At 73.0% G+C, this 19051-nt stretch carries 21 protein-coding genes; 7 read left to right on the top strand and 14 right to left on the bottom strand.

Annotation, left to right across the window (positions count from 1 at the left end; genetic code table 11):
- Positions 1-10: 10 nt before the first annotated feature.
- Positions 11-1066: a fatty acid desaturase family protein gene (locus J2S44_RS14185; RefSeq protein WP_310413227.1), complete on the bottom strand. Its 1056-nt coding sequence runs from the start codon at positions 1064-1066 to the stop codon at positions 11-13.
- A 105-nt stretch (positions 1067-1171) separates the two neighbouring features.
- On the opposite strand from J2S44_RS14185, the gene J2S44_RS14180 reads away from it, so the two are divergent.
- Together J2S44_RS14180 and J2S44_RS14175 are read left to right on the top strand one after the other, a co-directional pair.
- A complete protein-coding gene (locus tag J2S44_RS14180) occupies positions 1172-2443 on the top strand; it encodes a sensor histidine kinase (RefSeq protein WP_310413224.1) in 1272 nt (423 codons plus the stop codon).
- Entirely contained in the window at positions 2431-3066 is a 636-nt protein-coding gene (locus J2S44_RS14175) for a LuxR C-terminal-related transcriptional regulator (protein WP_310413221.1), read from the top strand. The genes J2S44_RS14180 and J2S44_RS14175 overlap by 13 nt, the downstream gene beginning before the upstream one ends.
- 11 nt (positions 3067-3077) lie before the next feature.
- On the opposite strand, the gene J2S44_RS14170 is transcribed toward J2S44_RS14175, so the two are convergent.
- Positions 3078-4709, bottom strand: a complete 1632-nt coding sequence (locus J2S44_RS14170; RefSeq protein WP_310413218.1) for a Na+/H+ antiporter — start codon at positions 4707-4709, stop codon at positions 3078-3080.
- Positions 4710-4960: 251 nt separating this feature from the next.
- Between J2S44_RS14170 and J2S44_RS14165 the strand changes: the two genes are divergently transcribed.
- Positions 4961-5164 (top strand): cold-shock protein, encoded by a 204-nt coding sequence (locus J2S44_RS14165; protein WP_310413215.1) that lies wholly within the window; start codon positions 4961-4963, stop codon positions 5162-5164.
- A 509-nt stretch (positions 5165-5673) separates the two neighbouring features.
- On the opposite strand, the gene J2S44_RS14160 is transcribed toward J2S44_RS14165, so the two are convergent.
- The 3 genes from J2S44_RS14160 to J2S44_RS14150 form a co-directional block, all read right to left on the bottom strand.
- Entirely contained in the window at positions 5674-6165 is a 492-nt protein-coding gene (locus tag J2S44_RS14160; RefSeq protein WP_310413212.1) for a DUF5994 family protein, read from the bottom strand.
- Between the two features lie 64 nt (positions 6166-6229).
- Positions 6230-6478 (bottom strand): LapA family protein, encoded by a 249-nt coding sequence (locus J2S44_RS14155; RefSeq protein WP_310413208.1) that lies wholly within the window; start codon positions 6476-6478, stop codon positions 6230-6232.
- A 297-nt stretch (positions 6479-6775) separates the two neighbouring features.
- Positions 6776-7201, bottom strand: a complete 426-nt coding sequence (locus J2S44_RS14150) for an ATP-binding protein (protein WP_374727980.1) — start codon at positions 7199-7201, stop codon at positions 6776-6778.
- 262 nt (positions 7202-7463) lie between these two features.
- Here J2S44_RS14150 and J2S44_RS14145 point away from each other — a divergent pair, with 262 nt between their 5' ends.
- On the top strand, positions 7464-7862 hold the full coding sequence (locus tag J2S44_RS14145; protein ID WP_310413202.1) for a hypothetical protein: 399 nt from the start codon (positions 7464-7466) through the stop codon (positions 7860-7862).
- On the top strand, positions 7823-8026 hold the full coding sequence (locus tag J2S44_RS14140) for a GAF domain-containing protein (RefSeq protein ID WP_310413199.1): 204 nt from the start codon (positions 7823-7825) through the stop codon (positions 8024-8026). The genes J2S44_RS14145 and J2S44_RS14140 overlap by 40 nt, the downstream gene beginning before the upstream one ends.
- Here J2S44_RS14140 and J2S44_RS14135 read toward each other — a convergent pair.
- From J2S44_RS14135 to J2S44_RS14115, 5 genes are all read right to left on the bottom strand, one after another.
- Positions 7963-8457 (bottom strand): GAF domain-containing protein, encoded by a 495-nt coding sequence (locus J2S44_RS14135; protein WP_310413196.1) that lies wholly within the window; start codon positions 8455-8457, stop codon positions 7963-7965. The two genes, J2S44_RS14140 and J2S44_RS14135, sit on opposite strands and share 64 nt — an antisense overlap.
- A 557-nt stretch (positions 8458-9014) precedes the next feature.
- The gene (locus J2S44_RS14130; RefSeq protein WP_310413193.1) at positions 9015-9272 is read right to left on the bottom strand and encodes an STAS domain-containing protein; all 258 of its coding nucleotides are present in this window, start codon (positions 9270-9272) and stop codon (positions 9015-9017) included.
- Between the two features lie 184 nt (positions 9273-9456).
- The gene (locus tag J2S44_RS14125) at positions 9457-12123 is read right to left on the bottom strand and encodes a helix-turn-helix transcriptional regulator (RefSeq protein WP_310413190.1); all 2667 of its coding nucleotides are present in this window, start codon (positions 12121-12123) and stop codon (positions 9457-9459) included.
- A gap of 46 nt (positions 12124-12169) precedes the next feature.
- Positions 12170-13069, bottom strand: coding sequence for an alcohol dehydrogenase catalytic domain-containing protein (locus J2S44_RS14120; protein ID WP_310413188.1), 900 nt, complete (start codon positions 13067-13069; stop codon positions 12170-12172).
- Between the two features lie 9 nt (positions 13070-13078).
- Positions 13079-14113 carry a medium chain dehydrogenase/reductase family protein gene (locus J2S44_RS14115; protein ID WP_310413185.1) on the bottom strand — a complete coding sequence of 345 codons (1035 nt, stop codon included), beginning with the start codon at positions 14111-14113 and terminating at the stop codon, positions 13079-13081.
- A 207-nt stretch (positions 14114-14320) separates the two neighbouring features.
- Here J2S44_RS14115 and J2S44_RS14110 point away from each other — a divergent pair, with 207 nt between their 5' ends.
- Positions 14321-14722, top strand: coding sequence for a Dabb family protein (locus tag J2S44_RS14110; RefSeq protein WP_310413183.1), 402 nt, complete (start codon positions 14321-14323; stop codon positions 14720-14722).
- Positions 14723-14801: 79 nt separating this feature from the next.
- On the opposite strand, the gene J2S44_RS14105 is transcribed toward J2S44_RS14110, so the two are convergent.
- Both J2S44_RS14105 and J2S44_RS14100 read right to left on the bottom strand, forming a co-directional pair.
- On the bottom strand, positions 14802-15665 hold the full coding sequence (locus J2S44_RS14105; protein WP_310413181.1) for a hypothetical protein: 864 nt from the start codon (positions 15663-15665) through the stop codon (positions 14802-14804).
- Positions 15658-16182, bottom strand: coding sequence for an RNA polymerase sigma factor (locus J2S44_RS14100; protein ID WP_310413178.1), 525 nt, complete (start codon positions 16180-16182; stop codon positions 15658-15660). The genes J2S44_RS14105 and J2S44_RS14100 overlap by 8 nt, the downstream gene beginning before the upstream one ends.
- A gap of 145 nt (positions 16183-16327) precedes the next feature.
- Here J2S44_RS14100 and J2S44_RS14095 point away from each other — a divergent pair, with 145 nt between their 5' ends.
- Positions 16328-17446, top strand: a complete 1119-nt coding sequence (locus J2S44_RS14095; RefSeq protein ID WP_310413175.1) for an acyltransferase family protein — start codon at positions 16328-16330, stop codon at positions 17444-17446.
- Between the two features lie 90 nt (positions 17447-17536).
- Here the strand turns inward: J2S44_RS14095 and J2S44_RS14090 are convergent, their stop codons facing one another.
- Entirely contained in the window at positions 17537-18505 is a 969-nt protein-coding gene (locus J2S44_RS14090; RefSeq protein ID WP_310413172.1) for a cation diffusion facilitator family transporter, read from the bottom strand.
- A gap of 31 nt (positions 18506-18536) precedes the next feature.
- Positions 18537-19013 carry a substrate-binding periplasmic protein gene (locus J2S44_RS14085; protein WP_310413169.1) on the bottom strand — a complete coding sequence of 159 codons (477 nt, stop codon included), beginning with the start codon at positions 19011-19013 and terminating at the stop codon, positions 18537-18539.
- Positions 19014-19051: the final 38 nt, after the last annotated feature.

The following is a 19051-nucleotide window of genomic DNA, read 5'->3' as shown; positions in this document are numbered from 1 at the left end:
ACACGTGAACTCACCGTCCGGTGCGTGCCGCGTGCTCGGCGCGGGCCGGGGCGCCCACCTCGTGCAGGTACTGCAGTGCCTGGCGGTACGACGTGACGAGGCTGGTCTGCTCGTACGGGACGCCGATCTCCGCGCAGTAGGCCTGGACGATCGGCTGGGCCTTGCGGAGGTTCGGGGCCGGCATGCCGGGGAACAGGTGGTGCTCGATCTGGTAGTTCAGCCCGCCCAGCGCCGCGTCGGTGAACCGGCCGCCACGGACGTTGCGGGAGGTCAGCACCTGCTTGCGGAGGAAGTCCTCGTCGCCGGTGGGGTGCGGCATGCCCTTGTGGTTCGGGGCGAACGTCATGCCGAGGTAGAGACCGAACAGGGCCTGGTGCACCAGCAGGAACACGACGGCCTGCACGGGGGAGAGCACGAACAGCAGCGCGGCGAGATAGCCGACGGCGTGCATGATCAGCAGCGTGGCCTCCACGCGCGGGCGTTTCATCGTACCGTTGCGCAGGGCCTTGATGCTGGAGATCTTGAGGTCCGCGGCGAGCAGCGTGATCAGCGGGAAGAACAGCGCGGCCTGGTGCCGGGCGATGAAACTCTTCAGCCCACGGCGCCCGACGGCCGACTCGGTGGCCCAGATCAGCACCTCGGGGGCGACGTCCGGGTCGAGGTCGTCGTGGTTCGGGTTGTTGTGGTGGCGGGTGTGCTTGTCCATCCACCAGCCGTAACTCATCCCGATGCCGAGGTTGCCGGCGATCCGGCCGGCGATCTCACCGGGCCGCTTGGTGCGGAACACCTGCCGGTGCGCGAGATCGTGCGCGAGCAGCCCGATCTGGGTGAACGTGACGGCGAGGAACGCCGCCGTCAGCAGCTGCCACCAGGACGAGCCGATCAGGAAGAACGCGGTCCAGCCACCGGCGAGCATGAGCGCGACGACGGCCATCCGGACGACGTAGTGCCCGGTCTGCCGTTCCAGCAGACCCGACGCGTTGATGCGCCGGGCCAGCACGGCGAAGTCGCTGCCGCCCGTCTTGGTCCGCGGCTTCGGTACGGTCGCGACCGCCAGTGTTGTCATACGTTCATCACACCGTCCGGGACGCGGCGCGTCAGGAGCGCTACGACCCACGGCCCGGTGGTGGTAGCACCACCATCGCACTCGCCGGCGAGGGAGCATAGGCCCGTGAAGAGACGCGGTGGCGGTGCGCGGCTGGGCCGCTGGACGTGGCGGGGCGTGCGGGCCGTGCTGGCCGGTCTCGCGGCGATCGGCCTCGCGGTCACCAACGTGCTGCTGCTGGTCGTCGCCGTGGTGACGCTGGCGCTGACGCCGGTACCGTACCTCGGGCTGGCGCTGTTCCCGTGGACGATGACCGTGATCCGCATGCGCGCCGATCTGGAGCGCCGGCTCGCCTCCCGGGCCGGGGTGCTGGTGACCCGCCCCTACCGGCCGCCTTCCGCCCGGGCGGTTGCGGGCGGCTGGGAGCATTTCCGCTGGACCGTGACGGACCCGGCCACCTGGCGCGACGTGGCCTGGCTGTTGCCCGGCGCGGTGATCGGGCTGGCGCTCGGTGCGATCGGGGTGCTGGTGCCGCTGTACGGGATCGCGGGCCTGACGCTGACGCCGTTGTGGATCTGGCTCGGCACCGGCTGGTACGGCTACGGCGCGGTCTGGTCCGTCGACTCGTTCGTCGCCGGGTTGGTCTGCGTGCCGCAGGGCGCGGTCATCCTCGCCGCCGGGCTGTGGCTGGCACCGTGGCTGCGCTGGGTCGACGCGCTCTTCGCCCGGGTCCTGCTGGCGCCCACCAAGGCCGCCGAGCTGCGTCTGCGCGTCACCCAGCTGACGGTCACCCGGGCCGGCACGGTGGACGCCCAGGCGGCGGAGCTGCGCCGGATCGAGCGCGACCTGCACGACGGCGCACAGGCCCGGCTCGCCTCGCTGAGCATGCTGATCGGGCTGGCCGACCGGCTGATCGACCGTGACCCGGCGGAGGCGCACAAGCTGCTCGCCGAGGCCCGGGCGTCCAGCGGGGCCGCGCTGGTCGAGCTGCGCGACCTCGTCCGTGGCATCTACCCGCCGGTGCTGGCCGAGCGTGGGCTGGACGGCGCGGTGCGCGCGCTGGCGCTCAGCCTGCCGATCCCGGTCACCGTCGACATCGCACTGCCGGCCCGGCCGGATCTGCCGTTGGAGTCCGCGGCGTACTTCGCCGTCGCCGAGGCGCTGACGAACGTCATCCGGCACAGCCGCGCCCGGCACGGATCGGTTCTCGCCCGGTACGAGGACGGCGTGCTGCGGATGGTCGTCACCGACGACGGCACGGGCGGCGCGGACCCCTCCGGCGGGACCGGGTTGCAGGGCATCGAACGCCGCCTCGCCGCCTTCGATGGCAAGATCGAACTGTCCAGCCCACGCGGGGGTCCGACCGTGCTCACCATGGAGTTGCCGTGCGCGTTGTGATCGCCGAGGACCACGCACTCCTCCGCGACGGACTGACCCGGCTGCTGCGGGCCTTCGACCTCGACGTCGTCGCCGCCGTCGACAACGGTCCCGCGCTGCTGCCCGCGCTGCTCGAGCACCGGCCGGACGTGGCCGTGCTCGACGTCCGCCTGCCGCCCACCTTCACCGACGAGGGGCTGCAGGCCGCGATCGCCGCCCGGACCCGGGTGCCCGGCCTGCCGGTGCTGATGCTGTCCCAGCACGTCGAGCCGCTCTACGCCCGGGAACTGCTCGGCACCCCGCACGGCGGCATCGGCTACCTGCTCAAGGACCGTGTCTCCGACGTCGGCGAGTTCGTCGACGCGGTGCAGCGGGTGGCCGGCGGCGGCACCGCCATGGACCCCGAGGTGATCTCGCAGTTGCTCGCCCGCCGGGAGCCGCTGGCGGTGCTCACCGCGCGGGAGCGGGAGGTGCTCGGCGAGATGGCGCAGGGTCGTTCCAACGCCGCGATCGCGACCAAACTGCGAATCACCGAGAAGGCGGTGAGCAAGCACATCAACAACATGCTGACCAAGCTCGACCTGCCGCCCTCGGACGACGACAACCGCCGGGTGCTGGCGGTACTGGCGTACCTGAACGCGTGAGCGCGCGTGCCTCACCGGCGGGCCGGCCGGTCCGGCAGCAGCCGTTCCTCGTGGTCCAGCTCGCGTTCCAGCACGCGAAGGCCCTCGTCGGAGAGCCGTCCGGCGTCCCGCCAGCGCAGCAGCTCCTCGCGCTGCGCGTCCAGTGCCACCTGGCGTACGTGTAACGCGGCCTCGTACATCGCCGAGACCGGCGCGTCGGCCGAGTCGTTGTCCCGCAGCAGCACGAGCCGGTCCCGGTACCGGTTCAGCCGGGCCCGGAGCTGCTCGCGCATCGTGTCGATCACGTGGCCCTCGATGTCGTCGTGCTCCTGCGCCTCCAGCTCGTCGAGCGTGACGAGCGCGGCCCGGACGGAGGCCGACCGCGCCTCGTTGCGCAGCCGGGCCTGGTCGTTGTCGTCCGCGTGCAGCCCGAGCAGGCGGACCAGCGGGGCGAACGTCAGACCCTGACCGACCAGGGTGACGAGTACGACGACGAACGTGCAGAACAGCAGCAGATCGCGCGCCGGGAACTCGGCCCCGGTCTCGGTCACCAGCGGCAGCGTGAAGATCGCCGCGAGACTGATCACGCCCCGGGTGCCGGCCCAGCTCAGCACGACGACCTCTCGGCCGGTCAGCCGGGCGGGCCGTCCCGCACTCCACCGGGGACGCAGCACACCGGGCAGCAGCAGGGTGAGCAGCAGCCACAGCGGCCGCAGCAGCAGCACCACGCCGACCGTGATGCCGGCCGCGACGACGACCGTGGCGGTGTCGTATCCCGCGAGTCCTCGCACCACCTCGGGCAGCTGCTGACCGATCAGCAGGAACACGAAGCCCTCCAGCAGGAAGTCGACCAGCCGCCAGACCGCGCTGGTCTGCAGCCGGCCCGCGCCCGAGGCCGCGCGCGGCGTGTGGTGACCGACGATCAGCCCGGCGACGACCACCGCGAGCACACCGGAGACGTGCATCCGTTCCGCGAGCAGGTAGGCGCCGAACGGGGTGGCCAGCGAGACCGCGTTCGCCAGCATCGGGTCGCCGCGCAACGGCCGGGACAGCAGCCGGACGGCGTACGCGACGAGCACGCCCACGGCCCCGCCGCCGGCGGCCGCGACCAGGAACTGGCCGACCGCGGACGGCGCGGAGAACCCGTCACCCGTGGCGGCGGCGACCGCGACGCTCAGAATGGTCAGCGCGGTGGCGTCATTGAGCAGCCCTTCGCCCTGGACCAGCGTGACGATCCGGGGCGGCAGCCCCGCCCGGCGCCCGACCGCCAGCGCGGCCACCGGGTCGGGTGGTGCGACCGCCGCGCCCACCGCGATGCCGGCGGCGAGGGTGGCGCCGGGGACGAACCAGGCGAAGCCCAGGCCGATCAGCAACGCGGTGAGCAGGACCAGGACCACCGACAGGCTCACCACGGTACGCAGGTTGCGGCGGATCGCCAGCATCGACGAGTCCAGGGCCGCGCTGTACAGCAGCGGTGGCAACACGAAGGTCAGGATGATGTCCGGGTCGAGTGTGATGTCCGGACCGGGCAACAGGGAGTACCCGACGCCGAGCAGCGTCAACAGCGCGGCGGCCGGCATCCCGGTCCGGTCGGCGGCCCACCGCACCATGCCGGCCACCGCGACGGTGACGAGAACAAAAACCAGAATCGAGTCGACGTCCACCGCCTCATCCTCACGGACCGGTTCGGCGGTGATCGAGGAGCCCGAAAATCAAAAGTACGATGGCGGCACATTTTCTGTGCTACGGTTGCCGGGTTGCAGTTTTGATTTCCTTAGACGTTCTCGGCGCCTGATGGATCATGTGATTCATCCAGGCGCTTTTCGTTGTTCGTGTCGGTTCCGACGCGGGTGATCAACGCAGCGGCGTGTGGGTCCGCACAGTGCGGTCTCCAACATTCTGCGAAGGAGCAGACATGGCTACAGGCACCGTCAAGTGGTTCAACGGCGACAAGGGCTTCGGCTTCATCACCCCGGAGGGTGGCGGCGCTGACGTGTTCGCCCACTTCTCCGCGATCTCGGCCAGCGGTTACCGCAGCCTCGAGGAGAACCAGCGGGTGGAGTTCGACATCACCCAGGGCCAGAAGGGCCCGCAGGCGGAGAACATCCGCGTCATCTGATCTGATTTTTGCGAACGGCGGCCCGACTGGTTCAGCGGGCCGCCGTTCGGCATTTCTACTCTTATTCGTCCGGCGCGTTCATGCGATTTCCGTGGCCAGCGGCCCGAGCTCCCCGTGGCGTGCCATTCGAGGAAGGCGCCTCCCGCCGTGACCTCCACGTCATCGCCCACGTCCGCCCCCGGCGCAAGCGCGACACCGTTTCTCGCACCGCCGTCCGCGGAGGATCTGCAGCCCGCCCCGCCCGTGTCCGACTGTGACGAGGTGGCCATGTGTCGGCTGCGCCACCCGTTCGCGGTCGCGGCGGCCACGGTGCCGCGCCCCGCGACGGAGGCGTGACCCGGCCCGAGTCGTGAGATCGTCGGCGACGGTGCTCGTGGACGTCCGGCCGGTCGCCGACGTCCGGCCGGTCGCCACGGCCGACGCTCGTCGGCCGTGACCGTCGGTGGTGCCGAGACGTGCGGTGGATCCGCGCCGGCTCCCGACGAGATCCACCGCACACGTCCGGCTCACTACCGCGCGGGCACCGGCTGCCGGTCCGGCGCGTGGTTCGTCTCGACCGTGGACAGGATCTGCGGGGCGTGCCGGGGATTGTCCACCTCGGTGGACAGCAGCAACGCCGCGTCGGCGCGGTCCTCGTCCGTGTCCGGCGGCACGACGAGCAGGTCGACCCGTTCCCCGTGGTCGCAGAGGGCGGTGAGCAGGCTCGTCGGCTGGCTGGCGAAGTAACCCAGCCGGACCACCCGGCCGGGCTCGACCTCCAGGCGCCGGGGATGCTCGGCCCAGCCGTCGGCGGCGAGCACCAGCCGGATCACCCGGCTGTGCAGACCGTCGATGGCCAGCACCAGCCCCGGAAGCTCGGCCACCGGATCGGCGGACCGGGGCCACCAGCCGCCGTCCAGCAGGGTGCGGCGGGCCTCGGCCGGCGCGAGGCGCAGCCGGGGGGTGGTCGGTGGCGTGGTCGACCGGACTGTCATCCGGTCATGGGCGGTGGATCTGGTCATGACGAGTCCCTCCCACCCACCGGCGGCGCGGTACGCGCGGCGGTGGGTGGTGTATCGGTGGAGATCAAATTTTCCGGTTGGCCCGGCGGAGCTGGGCGATGCGCGCGGTGCCGATCGCCATGGTGAGGATCGCGGTCCCCACGGCGGCGGTGAGCAGCGCCAGCGCCAGCGGCACCGTGCCCTGCCAGGCCAGGAAGCTGACCTCGACGTCGCCGGTGTTCTGCAGCATGAAGACGGTCAGCACCACGAGAAGCAGCGCCGCGACGCAGACGCCGAACCAGGTGGCGCCGGTGCGAGTGCGCGGACGTGCCACGGCCTGATGCCGTGGTGGTGCCGCGGTGTCGACGGGCGGGACTCGATCGGCGTCGCCGGAGGACTCCGCGCGGGGAGAAGAGGGGTGAGGAAAAGACATGGCGCCCCCTTACGGGGCTCGCCGGTCGATGGCACCTCAAGACGGATGGCACCGGCACCGGACGACTCGATACTACACCCGCCCGGCCGTACGCCGTGCGGGGCGGGTTGCCGCGACGCATCGTATCCGCAGGTCACAGCGGCCTTGTGGGTACCGCCCGGCGACCACATCGGTCAGACCACCGCTTCGGCACGGGTGCTAGGGGGTGATCTCCAGGGCTGCCCAGACGGTCTTGCCGGCCGCGTCGAGACGGTAGCCCCAGTCGGTGCTGACCGCCTCGATCAGGAGCAGCCCGCGGCCGCGGGCCGACGTCGCGGTCATGCCCTGCCGGGGGACCGGCGGGAGACGGCTGCCGTCGCGCATGGAGAGAAGCAGGCGGCCCGGGAAGAGGGTGATCTCCAACGTCATGATCGTGTGAGCGTGGTCCACCACGTTGCCGACCAGCTCACTGACGATCAGGGCGGCCGGCGCGACCGCCTGCGGCAGGTCCCAGCGCAGGCAGGCCTCGGTCACGATGCCACGCGCGATCCGGGACGCCCCGGCGAGAGGGAACAGATCCTGGGTGACGAGGGCTGGAGTGCCGTTCGCTTCCGTCGCCCGTGTTCTCCGGTCCTCCTCCGACATGTCCACCCGCAGTACCTTCCATCGTCGAAGTGGCCGGATACCCCTTCGCGGCGGAGGCAAACGGGTTCGTGCGCGCGGCCGGGTTCGGACACCGCGGAGGTAAACTGCACCGATCTGTGGCGGATGTCCCATGGCATCGGCGAGTCGGCGTCACACAGCGGCGCGGTCCCGGGCTTCATCGATGATGGAGGCCCGCAGTGATCGTTCTGCCGGAGCCGTGTCGCTGCCGGCCGGGCGCTCGGTACAGCAGGGCGGGAGAGCCGTGGCCACCAGCGAATCCATCGACCCCGAGGCGGCCTTCGCGCAGCTGGCCCGGATCAAGCTGAGCGAGACCGACCTCAACGGCGTGCTGAACATGATCGCCGACCTGGCCCGGCGGGCGGTCCCGGGCGCCGACGAGGTCTCCGTGACGCTGGTGCGGGACCAGCAGGCGCGAACCGCGGCCTTCACCAGCGAGCTGGCGCTCCGCCTGGACGAGACGCAGTACGCGCTGGGCAGCGGCCCCTGCCTGGACGCGGCCGGCACGGCCGGGGCGATGGTGCTGTCCCGGATCGCGACGGAGACACGCCGGCCACAGTGGACGTCCCAGGCGGTGGAACTGGGGCGGACAGTTCGCTGTCGATGGGCCTGCCGGTCCAGGAGTCCGTCACCGGCGCGCTGAACGTCTACAGCACCACGGCCGAGGCCTTCGACGACTCGGCCGTGCGGATGGCCGCGTCGTTCGCGGAGTACGCGGCGGTCGCGCTGGCGAACGCACACCTCTACGACACCACCACGACGCTCACCGTGCGCATCTGCTCGGCGAGCGTGGCGGTCCGGTCGTAGAGGTGCGCATTGGACAGGACCGCGCCGGCGTACTCGGCGAAGGCGCGGGCTGCGAGGACGGTGTCGTCGTCGAACGCGTCGGCGACCCGGCCGTAGACGTTGAGCGCCCCGTCCACGTCCTCCAGGATCGTCAGCGGTACGGACAGGATGCTGCCCGCGCCGGCCGCGGCCGCCTGGGCCGGCCATCGGTGGAAACGCGTGTCCTGTGCGGTTTCCCGGATGTGCACGACCGCCTTCTCGGTGGCGGCGCGCAGGCACGGTCCGTCCTTGATCTGGTACTGCAACTCGTCGAGCTGCGCGGCGGTCTCGCCGGTGGAGGCCACGGTGTAGGGCCGGCGCCCCTCGACGATGGTCACCGACACGTCGGTGCTGCCCGGCAGCGTTCGCCGGGCGATGTGGGTGACGTGGCGCAGGACTGAAACTAGATCCATCTCGGTCAGTTTGATCAGTGCCAGTTGCGCGGTGGCACTGATGGGTTCGGCCGGTTGTTGCGCCATCGTTGTCGGATTCCCCTGCAGCGGACCGCCGCCTCCGAGGGCGGCATCGAAGAATCGGTGCCATCCGGAACCACGGGGGTTCACAGGACACGCGCCGCTGCTTGACGCGAACGCTGACTCGGCGAAGTCAGTGGAGAGCATGATGTTACCCGAGCGTCTCCGGTGGCGGTCGTGGACTGATCGGGCGCGAGACCCCGACGCCCGTCACTCGCCGGACCCGTCGCGCGGGCCCGCCACGACGTCCGGAAAGCGTCGCTCCGGCCGCACGCCGGTCTCCGTCCCCTCCGGTCGTGGACGTGAACCGGCCGGCCCGCTGGACTCGCGCACGCGCCGGCCGGCCCGGCGGCGAGTTCGTCGCGGTGCGGGCACGGCACCGCGGTACCGGCCGCGGCCGGCGGACCGTCGTCCGCCCGGGCGGACGGATGCCGGACGGTCCCGGGAGGGGGATCGGGTTGCGGCTTTCCGGGGCGCGGCTTCCCGGGGCGCGGCCGTTACCGGATCGCCGGGATCACGTGCTCCAGATCGGCGATGGCCAGGACCTGCTCCGTGATGCCGTGCACCCCGCGCAGCCCGAACCTGCGCCCGAGGCCGGTGGCGTGCCGGTGCGCCCGGACCAGCGCGTGTATGCCCGCGGCACCGAAGAAGCCGACGTGCCGCACGTCCAGCCAGGTGTCCGGATGCTCGTCGATCGCGGCCGGTGCGCGCTGCGAGCCGGAGAGCAGTGAAGGATCTGTTCGTGAGCCGGCCATGGGCGCACCTCCCGTCTGATGACCATGACGGGCACGCGGCTTGACCCGTACCTACGATATGCCGTCATCCGCCGGTGCACCATCGGCCCTGCCGAAGGGACCCCGGATCGGGTGCCGGCCTCCGGGCGGCCCGGAGGCCGGCCCGGATCGGATCACCGGATCGCACGTCGCGTGATCCGGCCGCTCAGGCGAGGTCGGGGTGGTCGCGCAGCTGGGCGCGGGAGGTGATGCCGAGTTTGCGGAAGATGGTGCGCAGGTGGGCGTCGACGGTGCGTTTGCTGATGAAGAGCTGGACCGCGACGTCCTTCGACATTGCACCGGCGGCGACCAGGCGGGCGACCGCGATCTCCTGCATGGTCAGCATCTCGTGGGCGGGACCGGTGGCGCGGTGCACGGCGCGTTCACCGGTCGCGCGCAGCTCGGTGGCGGCGCGGCGGGCGAACGCGTCCGCCCCGGTCGCGGCGAACAGTTCGTGCGCGGTGCGCAGGTGGACGAGGCAGTCGCGGCGACGGCTGCGGCGCCGGAGCCACTCGCCGTAGAGCAGGTGAGCACGGGCCCGGTACGGCACGAGCGGGCTCGTGCCGAGCAGCTCGGCCGCCTCCCGGTGGTGGTCCTCGACGCCGGTCACCAGGCCGCGCGCGGACGCGGCGAGACCGCGGGCGGACGGGGTGCCGACGGCCTCCGCGCGCACGGTCAGCGCGTCCAGGCCCCGGGCCGCGAGGTCCGGCTCGTCGCACCGGACCGCGGCCTCGATCAGCTCCGGCAGGACCGCGCCGCTGAGGAAGAACTCGCCGCCCTCGACCGCGCGCCGGGCCGCGGCCAGCGCGGCCGGGTAGTCGGCGAGTCCGTTGTGGAGGATCGCCGTGGTCCAGTTCACGTTGGTGACGCGGGCCGGGCCCCGGGTGGCCTCATCGAGCAGCGGCAGCATCTCGTCGCGGCGGCCACGGTGGGCGGCCAGGTGCAGCCGGTGGTAGAGGAGCGGGGTGCCGCCGGTGGCCTCGGCGACCGCCTCCTCCTCGGCGGTGGCGGCCAGCGCCTGGCCGATGTCGCCGGTGAGCGTGGCGTCGACGGCCCGCTGCGCGAGCCCGAGCCGCAGCATCGTGGGTGAGCCGGTCCCCCGGCCCGTGTCGACCAGCCACTCGGCGAGCGCGGCGAGCGTCTCCAGGTCGTAGATCTCGCCGGCGATCATCGACGCGAGCGCGGGCCGCCGGCTCCACAGCGGAGCGGCGAGCGTGGCCCGCAGCAGCGGGACCGCCGCGTGGTGGCCCTCGGTGGACAGCACGACCAGCGCGTCCAGGACGTCCGGCGACGTCGGCGGGGGTGCCTCCGCCCGTACCGTGGCCATGATCTCTTCGATCAGTCCGCCGGCGCGCCCGACGACCAGCCCCATCTCGACCGCGTCCAGGAAGCACTCGCGGGCGCGGTCCGGGTCGGTGGCGGAGAGCCGGCGCGCCGCGCGCACCATCAGCGCGGGGCCGGAGTCGTCGTCGGAGCGGATGAACGCGATCCGGCCGCGCAGCACGTCGACGCGTGCGAGCCGCTGCTCGTCGAGCACGGCGGCGTCGATCGTGCCGAGCAGATCCGCGGCCGCGTCCGTACCGCCGGCGTCGATGTGCGCCTGTGCCGCGTCGAGCGTGCGGGCGATCCGCCGGCCGGTGTCCATCGTCAGCGCGGCGGCGCGTTCCAGGAACACCGCGGTCGCCGCGACGCCGCCCCGGGCCTGCGCCCGGGAGGCGGATCGTTCCAGGTCGTCGGCGACGTCGTCGTCGGGCCCGCCGCAGGCCTGCGCGCGGTGCCAGGCCCGGCGGTCCGGCGCCACGACCGGGTCGGTGACCTCGGCCAGCGCACCGTGGGCCACGCGCAGCTCGGCCACCGGTGCCGCGTGGTAGACGGCCGACCGCGCCAGCGGATGACAGAACCGGACCCGGGTGCCGAAGTCGGCGAGCCCGGTCGCGGCCGCGTCCGCACCGGCCCGGGTGACGTCCATACCGAGGGTACGGGCGGCCGCCCAGAGCAGGCCGGGGTCGCCGGTCGGGTCCGCGCTCGCGACGGTCAGCAGCAGGCGCGCCTCGTCCGGCAGCCCGGTCAGCCGCGCCTGGAAGCCGCGCTCGATCATGGTCGGCACCGAGGACGTCGCGGGCGGCGCGAATCCTCCGGCCCGGGGCAGTTCGAGCAGCGCCAGCGGGTTGCCGTTCGCTTCGGCGACGAGCCGGTCCCGGACGCGCTCGTCCAGTGGCAACGGGCTGTGCAGAGTCAGCAGCTCGCCGGCGTTGTCGTCGCTGATTCCCGCGACGGCCAGCGTGGGCAGCGTGTCCAGTTCAACGGGGGAGCCGGGGGTGCGGACCGCGATCAGCACCGCGACCGGGTCGGCGCCGACCCGGCGGGCGAGGAAGGCGAGCGCCCGGGTCGAGGCCGGGTCGAGCCACTGCGCGTCGTCCACCACCAGCAGCAGCGGTGCGTCCCGCGCGGCGGCGGTCGCCAGTTCCAGCACGGCCAGGCCGGTGCGCAGCAGATCGGGCACGCCGGTGACCAGGCCGAACGCCACGCGGAGCGCGTCCCGGTGGGATTCCGGGACGACGTCCAGGGAGTCGAGGATCGGCAGGCACAGCTGGTGCAGCCCGGCGAACGGCAGCTCCTGCTCGAACTCCGATCCGGACGCGCGTGCGATCCGGAAGCCGCCGGCGGTCTCCGCGGCCTGGTCGAGCAGCGCGCTCTTGCCGATCCCCGCCTCGCCGGTCAGCACGAGCGCGCCGCCCCGGCCGGCGCGAGCGCCGTCGATCAGGGCGGCGACGCGCCGGCTCTCCGCGGCCCGGCCGACGAGGGCGCCGGGTTCCCGGTCATACGCGTGCATGTCGCGACGGTACCGGCCCCCGCGGCGCGCACGTCCGTCGCAGGTGTCAATCCGCCAGCAACACCCACCGCCCACGCCCACCACCGGCGGCGACGTTGCCGTACGCAAGGGCGGCGTCGCTCAGCGGGACGGTGCCGGCCACCCGCAGTTCCAGCACGCCGTCCGCGGCGAGCGCGAGCAGCGCGGCGAGCCGGTCGCCGTCCGGCTGCGAGTCGACCAGGTCGACCGTGATGCCGCGCTCCGGCGTCGCGGGCCGCGCGGACGTCGGGCCGGCCAGCGCACCACCGTCGCGGACCGCACCGAGCGCGGCGGCCTCCAGCACGGCGGCGTCCACCACCGCGTCGAACGCCGGGCCGGGCAGCTCGGTGACCAGCTCGCGGGCGCCGGCCCGGAGCACGAAGTCCCGGTCGGACCCGCGAGCCAGCGCGGTGACGGCCCAGCCGGCCCGGGCCGCGAGCGCGACCGCGAACCCGCCGACGCCACCGGCCGCGCCGGTGACCAGCAGCGTGCGCCCGCCGGCCGGGCCGAGCCGGTCGAGCAGCTGGGCCGCGGTCAGCCCGTTCAGCGGCACCGTCGCGGCGGCCACCGGGTCGAGTCCCGCCGGGAGCGGCGCGGCGGCGTACGCCGGCACGACGGTCTCCTCGGCGTGGCCGCGCGCCGGTGCGCCGAGCACCGGGTGGGCCGCCGCGATCCGGTCACCCGGCGCGAAACCGGTCACGCCGTCGCCGATCCCGGTGACGATGCCGGTCAGCGACGAGCCGAGGCCGATCGTGCCGGTCAGGCCCCACACCGTCCGGCCGGAGCCGCCGGCCAGGAAGAGATCGACCGGGTCGACCGAGGCCGCGATGACCCGGACGCGCAGTTCGCCGGCGCCGGGCGCGGGCAGCGTCACCGGTTCCAGGACGGGGGTGTCGGTGTCGGGCTTGGAGACGAGAGCGAGTGTCATGATCGGCTTTCAGTTCGCGTCGGGTACGAGGACGACCTTGCCGGCCACGGTGCGTGACTCGGCCAGGGCCAGTGCTTCCGCGGCCCGGGAGAGCGGGAACCGGGCGGCGATCTGTGGGACGAGCGCGCCGTCGGCCAGCAGCCGCAGCACCTCGGTCAGGTCCCGGGCGAGGCGGGCCCGGAACGCGTCCTTCTTCCGCGCGCCGTCCCAGAAGCTGTACTGGTAGGCGCTGCGCGGGTTGGGCGAGTAGTGCCACTGCATGATCCGGGCGTAGGCGGCCACGAACGGCAGCTGCGCGTTGCCCCCGTCGTTCATGGCGCTCGCGGCGCCATAGGAGACCAGCGTGCCGTCGCGGCGCAGCATCTGCCAGGACTGCTTCAGGCCGGGACCGCCGACGTGGTCGAAGACCGCGTGGACGCCGTCCGGCGCGAGGCGGCGGATCGTGTCGGCCATGCCCGGGTCGCGGTAGTCGACCGGCGTCGCGCCCAGGTCCCGGACCATCGGGTGGTGGCGTTCCGCCGCGGTGCCGATCACCGAGATCCCGGCGTGCCGCGCGAGCTGGACCAGCGTGGACCCGACGCCGCCGTTGGCGCCGAGCACCACGATCGTCCCGCCGCGCGGCGTCTTCGCCAGCCCGTGCAGCATCTGCCACGCGGTGATCCCGTTGACCAGCACGGTCTCCACCGCGGCCGGATCACACCCGGCCGGCACGGGTACCAGGTCGGCCGCGTCCAGCACGAGGTGGCTGGCCCAGCCGCCGGTCTTGGTGACCGCGGCGTACCGCTGACCGCGCATCGCGGCGTCCACGTCCGGTCCGGTCTCGGTGACCGTGCCGACGACGTCGTAGCCCGGGACGAACGGGAACGCGGGCTGGTCGTAGTACCGGCCGAGGCGCATCTGCTGTTCGGCGAAGGACACGCCGGTGGCCTCCATCCGGACCAGGACCTGGCCGGGGCCGGGCGGCGGCAGCGGGCGGGTGCGGGTCCGCAACCCGTCCGGTGCGACCGGGCCCGGCAGCACGATCTCCAGGGCGGCGACGGTCATGTGGTGCTCCTCGGGGGTTCTCGGCCGATCACCGCCCCACTGTGCGTGCGGCCGGGCCCCGCGCGCGTCGGCACGGGTTGCCTACATGGGCCGGGGGCGGCGGCGCTGCCTACGGTGCGGTCGCGGCCGATAGGCACGGAGTGCCGATGAGGAGTGCCCCACGCCGGTTCAGCATCGATCGCACCGGACAACCACGAAGGGGGCACGATGATCCACCACATCCTGCGGATGAAGGCTCGCGCGGACGTGACGCCGGAGCAGGCCGAGGAGGTGCTGAGCTGCCTGCGTGAGCAGGGGCGGGTCATTCCGTCGGTGCGGTCGTTCACCGTCGGCCGGGACTACGGCGGCGATTACCAGTGGGGCGCCGTGTTCATGATCGAGGACCTCGACGGCTACTGGGAGTACCTGGTCCACCCGGCGCACGCGCACACCGACCGGGTCGGTCTGCCGCTGGTCGAGCGGATCGAGACGTACGACGTCTCCGACGACGAGGACCCGGAATTCGGCCCGAAGATCGCCGAACTGCACCGCCGCCGGTACGAGCAGGACCCCGAGCTGGCCGCGCTCGTGTTCGCGCTGCCGCAGTTCGCCGGCCACGGCGCGGCCTGACGGACCACGGCACGCGGCCGCCCGGGCCGGTCCGCCGGGCCGCCCGGGCCGGCTTGCCGGGCCGCCCGGGCGGTGGGTCTCAGAACCCGGGTGGCGTCGCGATCGTGATCGGCGCGCCGAAGTCGTAGAACTCGGTGGTCGAGGGCGTCCTGCCCTCGACCCGGATGCGGTGGATCAGGTCGCCGGCCACCCAGACGTCGATGGCGGTGATGTCCTCGGGGTGCTCCAGGTTGAACCACGCGGCCTGGCCGGCGGGCAGGCGGCCGAGCGCGTCCCGGGAGGCGGCGTTCATGGTCAGCCGGTAGTGCGTCGTCGTCGCGCCGCGCACCTGCTCGCGACCCACGCTCTGCACCTCGGTGCCCCGCAGCGCGGTGCGGACCACCGCCCCGGTCGACTCGCCGAACGGTGCGAGGTCCGACTCCGGTGTCGTCTTCCCGGTGCGGAGGACGGGGTCGTCGCTGGCCCGCTCGTAGAACGTGTCCCCGATGGTGTACGAGGCGACGCTCACCGTGCCGATCCGCCAGACCGAGTGGTAGTCGCCGCCGGAGACCTCGACCTCCGACGTCGACCGCGCGCCGTCCTCGTGCACCATCGTGCCGGTCGCGCGCAGCGAGTTCACCTCGGCCGTGGTGTCCGCCGCGAGCAGCAGGGCGTCGTGCGCCGTCATCGAGGACGCGACGGGGGAGTGCGGGCTGAGCGTGCCGCCGGTGCCGCCGAGCGCGACGACGGCCAGCACCGACGCGGCCACCGCGGTGGTGACCGCGGTCCAGGCCATCGGCCTGCGGAAGACCGGGACCCGGCGTGCCGGTACGACCGGGGTCCCGCTCATCGCCCGGCGGAGGATCTCCTCGTAGCGGGCCGACCCGGGCGCGGGCGGCTCCTCCCGGATGGCCGGATCCATCGTGCGCAGCGCCGCCGTCGTGGCGTCGTCGAGGTCAGGCATAACGCCTCCGTTCTCCCAGGGCCGGTGCGGAACCCCGGTGCTTCCGGAGTTGGCGGTCAAGTCTGAGGCGGGCCTTGTGCAGCCGGGACGAGACGGTGGCCCGGTCGATGCCGAGCAGCGTCGCGATCTCGGCGATGCCGAGCCCGTCCCAGGCGCGCAGCAGCAGTAGTTCCCGGTCGTCGCCGTCGAGCGCCGCGAGCGCGGGCCACAGCTCCTCCTGCGCGGGCGCGGGTTGCTCGTACGCGCTCGGCGGCGGGTCCGTGCTGACCAGCCGCAGGTGCAGCCGGTCGCGGCGCTGTCCCTGGCGTGCGTGGTTGGCCAGCACGAACCGGGCGATCCCGAACAGCCACAGCCGCGCGTCCGTCGCCGGGATGTCGTCGCGGCGCCGCCAGGCCACCGCGAACGTCTCGGCCGCGATGTCGTCCGCGTCGCTGCCCGACCCGGTACGCCGGCGTGCGAACCGCCACACGTCCGGGAACTGCGCGGCGAAGAGCACGCTGAACTGCTCCTCGTCCATGCCACCTCCGTCGGCCTCGTCCGTTCCGTCGACCCGGACATGTCCGGGTCGAGCCGTTTCTCGCCGGGCGGACCCGAAAAAGATTGTTCCGCGTCGCCGGGGGTGCCGGACATGTGCTCGTCGTGCGCGACGAGGGGAGACGACTGTGACGGCGAGACCTGACCGGCTGTACGCGCTGGACGGCCTGCGGCTGCTCTGCGCGCTGGCCGTGGCCGCGTACCACCTGGGCCTGGCCTGGTCGCTGGACGGCGTGCGGCCGACCGTCCATCACCTGCCGGCCGGCAGCGGCCCGGTGCTGATCTACGGCTTTCTCGGCGTCGAGGTGTTCTTCATGATCAGTGGCTTCGTCATCTGCATGAGCGGCTGGGGACAGAGCCTGCGCGGGTTCGCCGCATCGCGGGCCGGGCGGCTGTTCCCCGCGTTCTGGGCGTGCGTGCTGATCACCGCGACCGTCATGGTGCTGTTCCCGCTGACCACCGGTGTGCCGTTGCCGTCCGGGCTGACCGGCGCGGACATCGCCGTCAACCTGACCATGCTGGCCGAGCCGCTGAACGTGCCGTACGTGGACACCGTGTACTGGACGCTCTGGTACGAGCTGCGCTTCTACGCGATCTTCGCGGTGCTGGTCCTGGCCGGGCCGACCCGGAACCGCGTGCTGGTGTTCGGCGCCGGCTGGCTGGTGGCGTCCCTGCTGGTCCCGCCGGACGTGCCGCTGGCCGAGCTGGTGATGCCGCAGTTCGCGCCGTACTTCGTGGCCGGCATGACGCTCTACCTGATCCGCCGGTGCGGGCCGGGCGTGCCGCTGTGGGCGCTGCTCGCCGCGACCTGGCTGGTGAGCACGGTTCGGGTGACGGAGCGTGTGCGGTTCGCCAACCCCGGCTTCCCGGTGCCGGTCTGGCCCGGCCTGCTGATCATGACGCTTGCGTTCGGCGCGCTGCTGGCGATCGCGCTCGGTGCCACCGACCGCTGGTCGTGGCGGTGGCTCGCGGTCGCGGGCGCGGTGTCGTACCCGTTCTACCTGCTGCACCCGCGGATCGGCTTCACCATGATCCGGTACGCGTACGAGCGCACCGGTCTGCCCGCACCCGTGCTCGTGGTGACCGCCATCCTGGTGCTGCTGGCCGTCGCCTGGCTGGTCCACCGCGTGGTCGAACGCCCGGCGACGCCCGCGCTGCGCCGGCTGGTCGCGACCGGTTCACTCCGCCGGCCGGCTCCCTCGCCCGCGGACCGGCCGTTCGCCCGGACGCGCGGGTGTCGTTCGTGAGCACCGCGGAGCTGGCAGGGAGGCCGGCCACGGCCGACCGGTCCCCGGCGGGAGCGGCGGCACGCGCCCACGGCGGGACCGGGACCGCTCCTACTTCTCGATCTTCTGGGGTTTGTCTATCCGCGTGACCGGTGCCACCACGATGTCCTGGATGCGCCAGTCGAAGCCGCGGACGAACGTCTGCAGCTTCTCCAGGTGCCCGATCAGGTCCTCGGTGCCGGGATGCGGGACGACCAGCAGCTCACCGACGAAGACGTGGCCGTCCTCGCGCAGCCGCAGCCACGCGTCCGCGATCCAGTCGTGGTCGCGGATCGCGGCGAGCAGTGAGTCCGGCAGCGGGTGCGGGCGGGTGCCGTCGACCACGCGCGGGCGTTCGTCCATCAGGTCGGCGACCGCGCTGCGCGTGGTGCGGAAACCGTCCCGGACGATGTCGCCGCCGATGATCAGTGCGGCGACCGCGTCCGCCCACCACAGGCCGGCGCCGATGCCGAGGATGCCGAGGATCGCGGCGCCGGCGGTGAGCCAGTCCGCGCGGTTCATCTCGGCGTCCGCGTAGAGGCCCTTGTCGTGCAGTTGCCGGGCGATGCGCTGCTTGACGTGCCCGAGCAGGATCGCCGGGACCATCGTCGCGAACAGCACCGCGATCATCAGCCAGCCCAGCCAGAAGCGCTGGCCGAACAGCTCGATCAGGCCGATCGGCGGGCGTTCCCCGGAGATCAGCCGGAGCAGCGAGTCGTAGACCACGTATCCGCCGAGGACCAGCAGCGCGACCGCGCCGGAGAGGAACGCGACGCTGACCGCCCGGTGGTAGCCGTACGGGAAGCGGTCGTTCGGCGGGCGGTTGCGGAACCGGGCGGCGATCAGGAACGCGGCCGGTGGCACCAGGCCGAGCATGTCCTCGATCCAGGCGGCCTTCATCGCCTGCGACTGCCCCAGCGTCACGGCCAGCAACGCGATCGCGGTGAGGAAGAACGCGATCGTCCACCATTCCAGCCGGATCGCCCGTCTGTGCAGCGCGGCCATGTCCGGCGGCAGCTCGACGTTGTCGTAGATCCTCATGCCGGGCCCCCTCCGACGCGCGGTGACTCGCTCACGACGCCTCCAGCAGCCGGGCCAGTTCCTCGTCCGGCAGGGTCAGCAGGAACTCCTCGACCTCGACCTGCCAGCCGTTCTCGCCGGGCGGCACCGCCCAGACGCGGTCGCCCTCGTCCGTGCTCAGGTACGGCCGGGTCAGCGAGGCGTCCGCGGTCCACGGCGCGGTCGCGTCCAGGCCGCCGACCACCAGGTCCAGCGTGCGTTCCTTCAGCGCCGGCATCAGCGTCGACTCGGCGCCCGGGTGCCACTCGACGCGGGCGCCGAGCCGGTCCGCGAGCCGCCGGACCAGTTCCGGTTCGGCGCCGGACGGTTCGCCGTCGTCCGGCAGCACGGTCCACGGCGGGTTCTCCGTGACACCGGCGCGCAGCACTCCGTCGCGCACGTTCTCCAGCGTGCCGGCCGCGTCCCGGGGCCAGCCGCACGACGTCACCAGCAGCAACACGGCCGCCGCCACACCCGTGAGTCCTCGCATGCGGGCCGCTTACCCCACGATCGGGCGAGGCATGTATG

Source organism: Catenuloplanes niger (genome assembly GCF_031458255.1).
GTDB classification, from domain to species: Bacteria; Actinomycetota; Actinomycetes; order Mycobacteriales; family Micromonosporaceae; genus Catenuloplanes; species Catenuloplanes niger.
The sequence above is the reverse complement of the archived record's forward strand: the minus strand, read 5'-3'. Positions and strand labels throughout refer to the sequence as shown.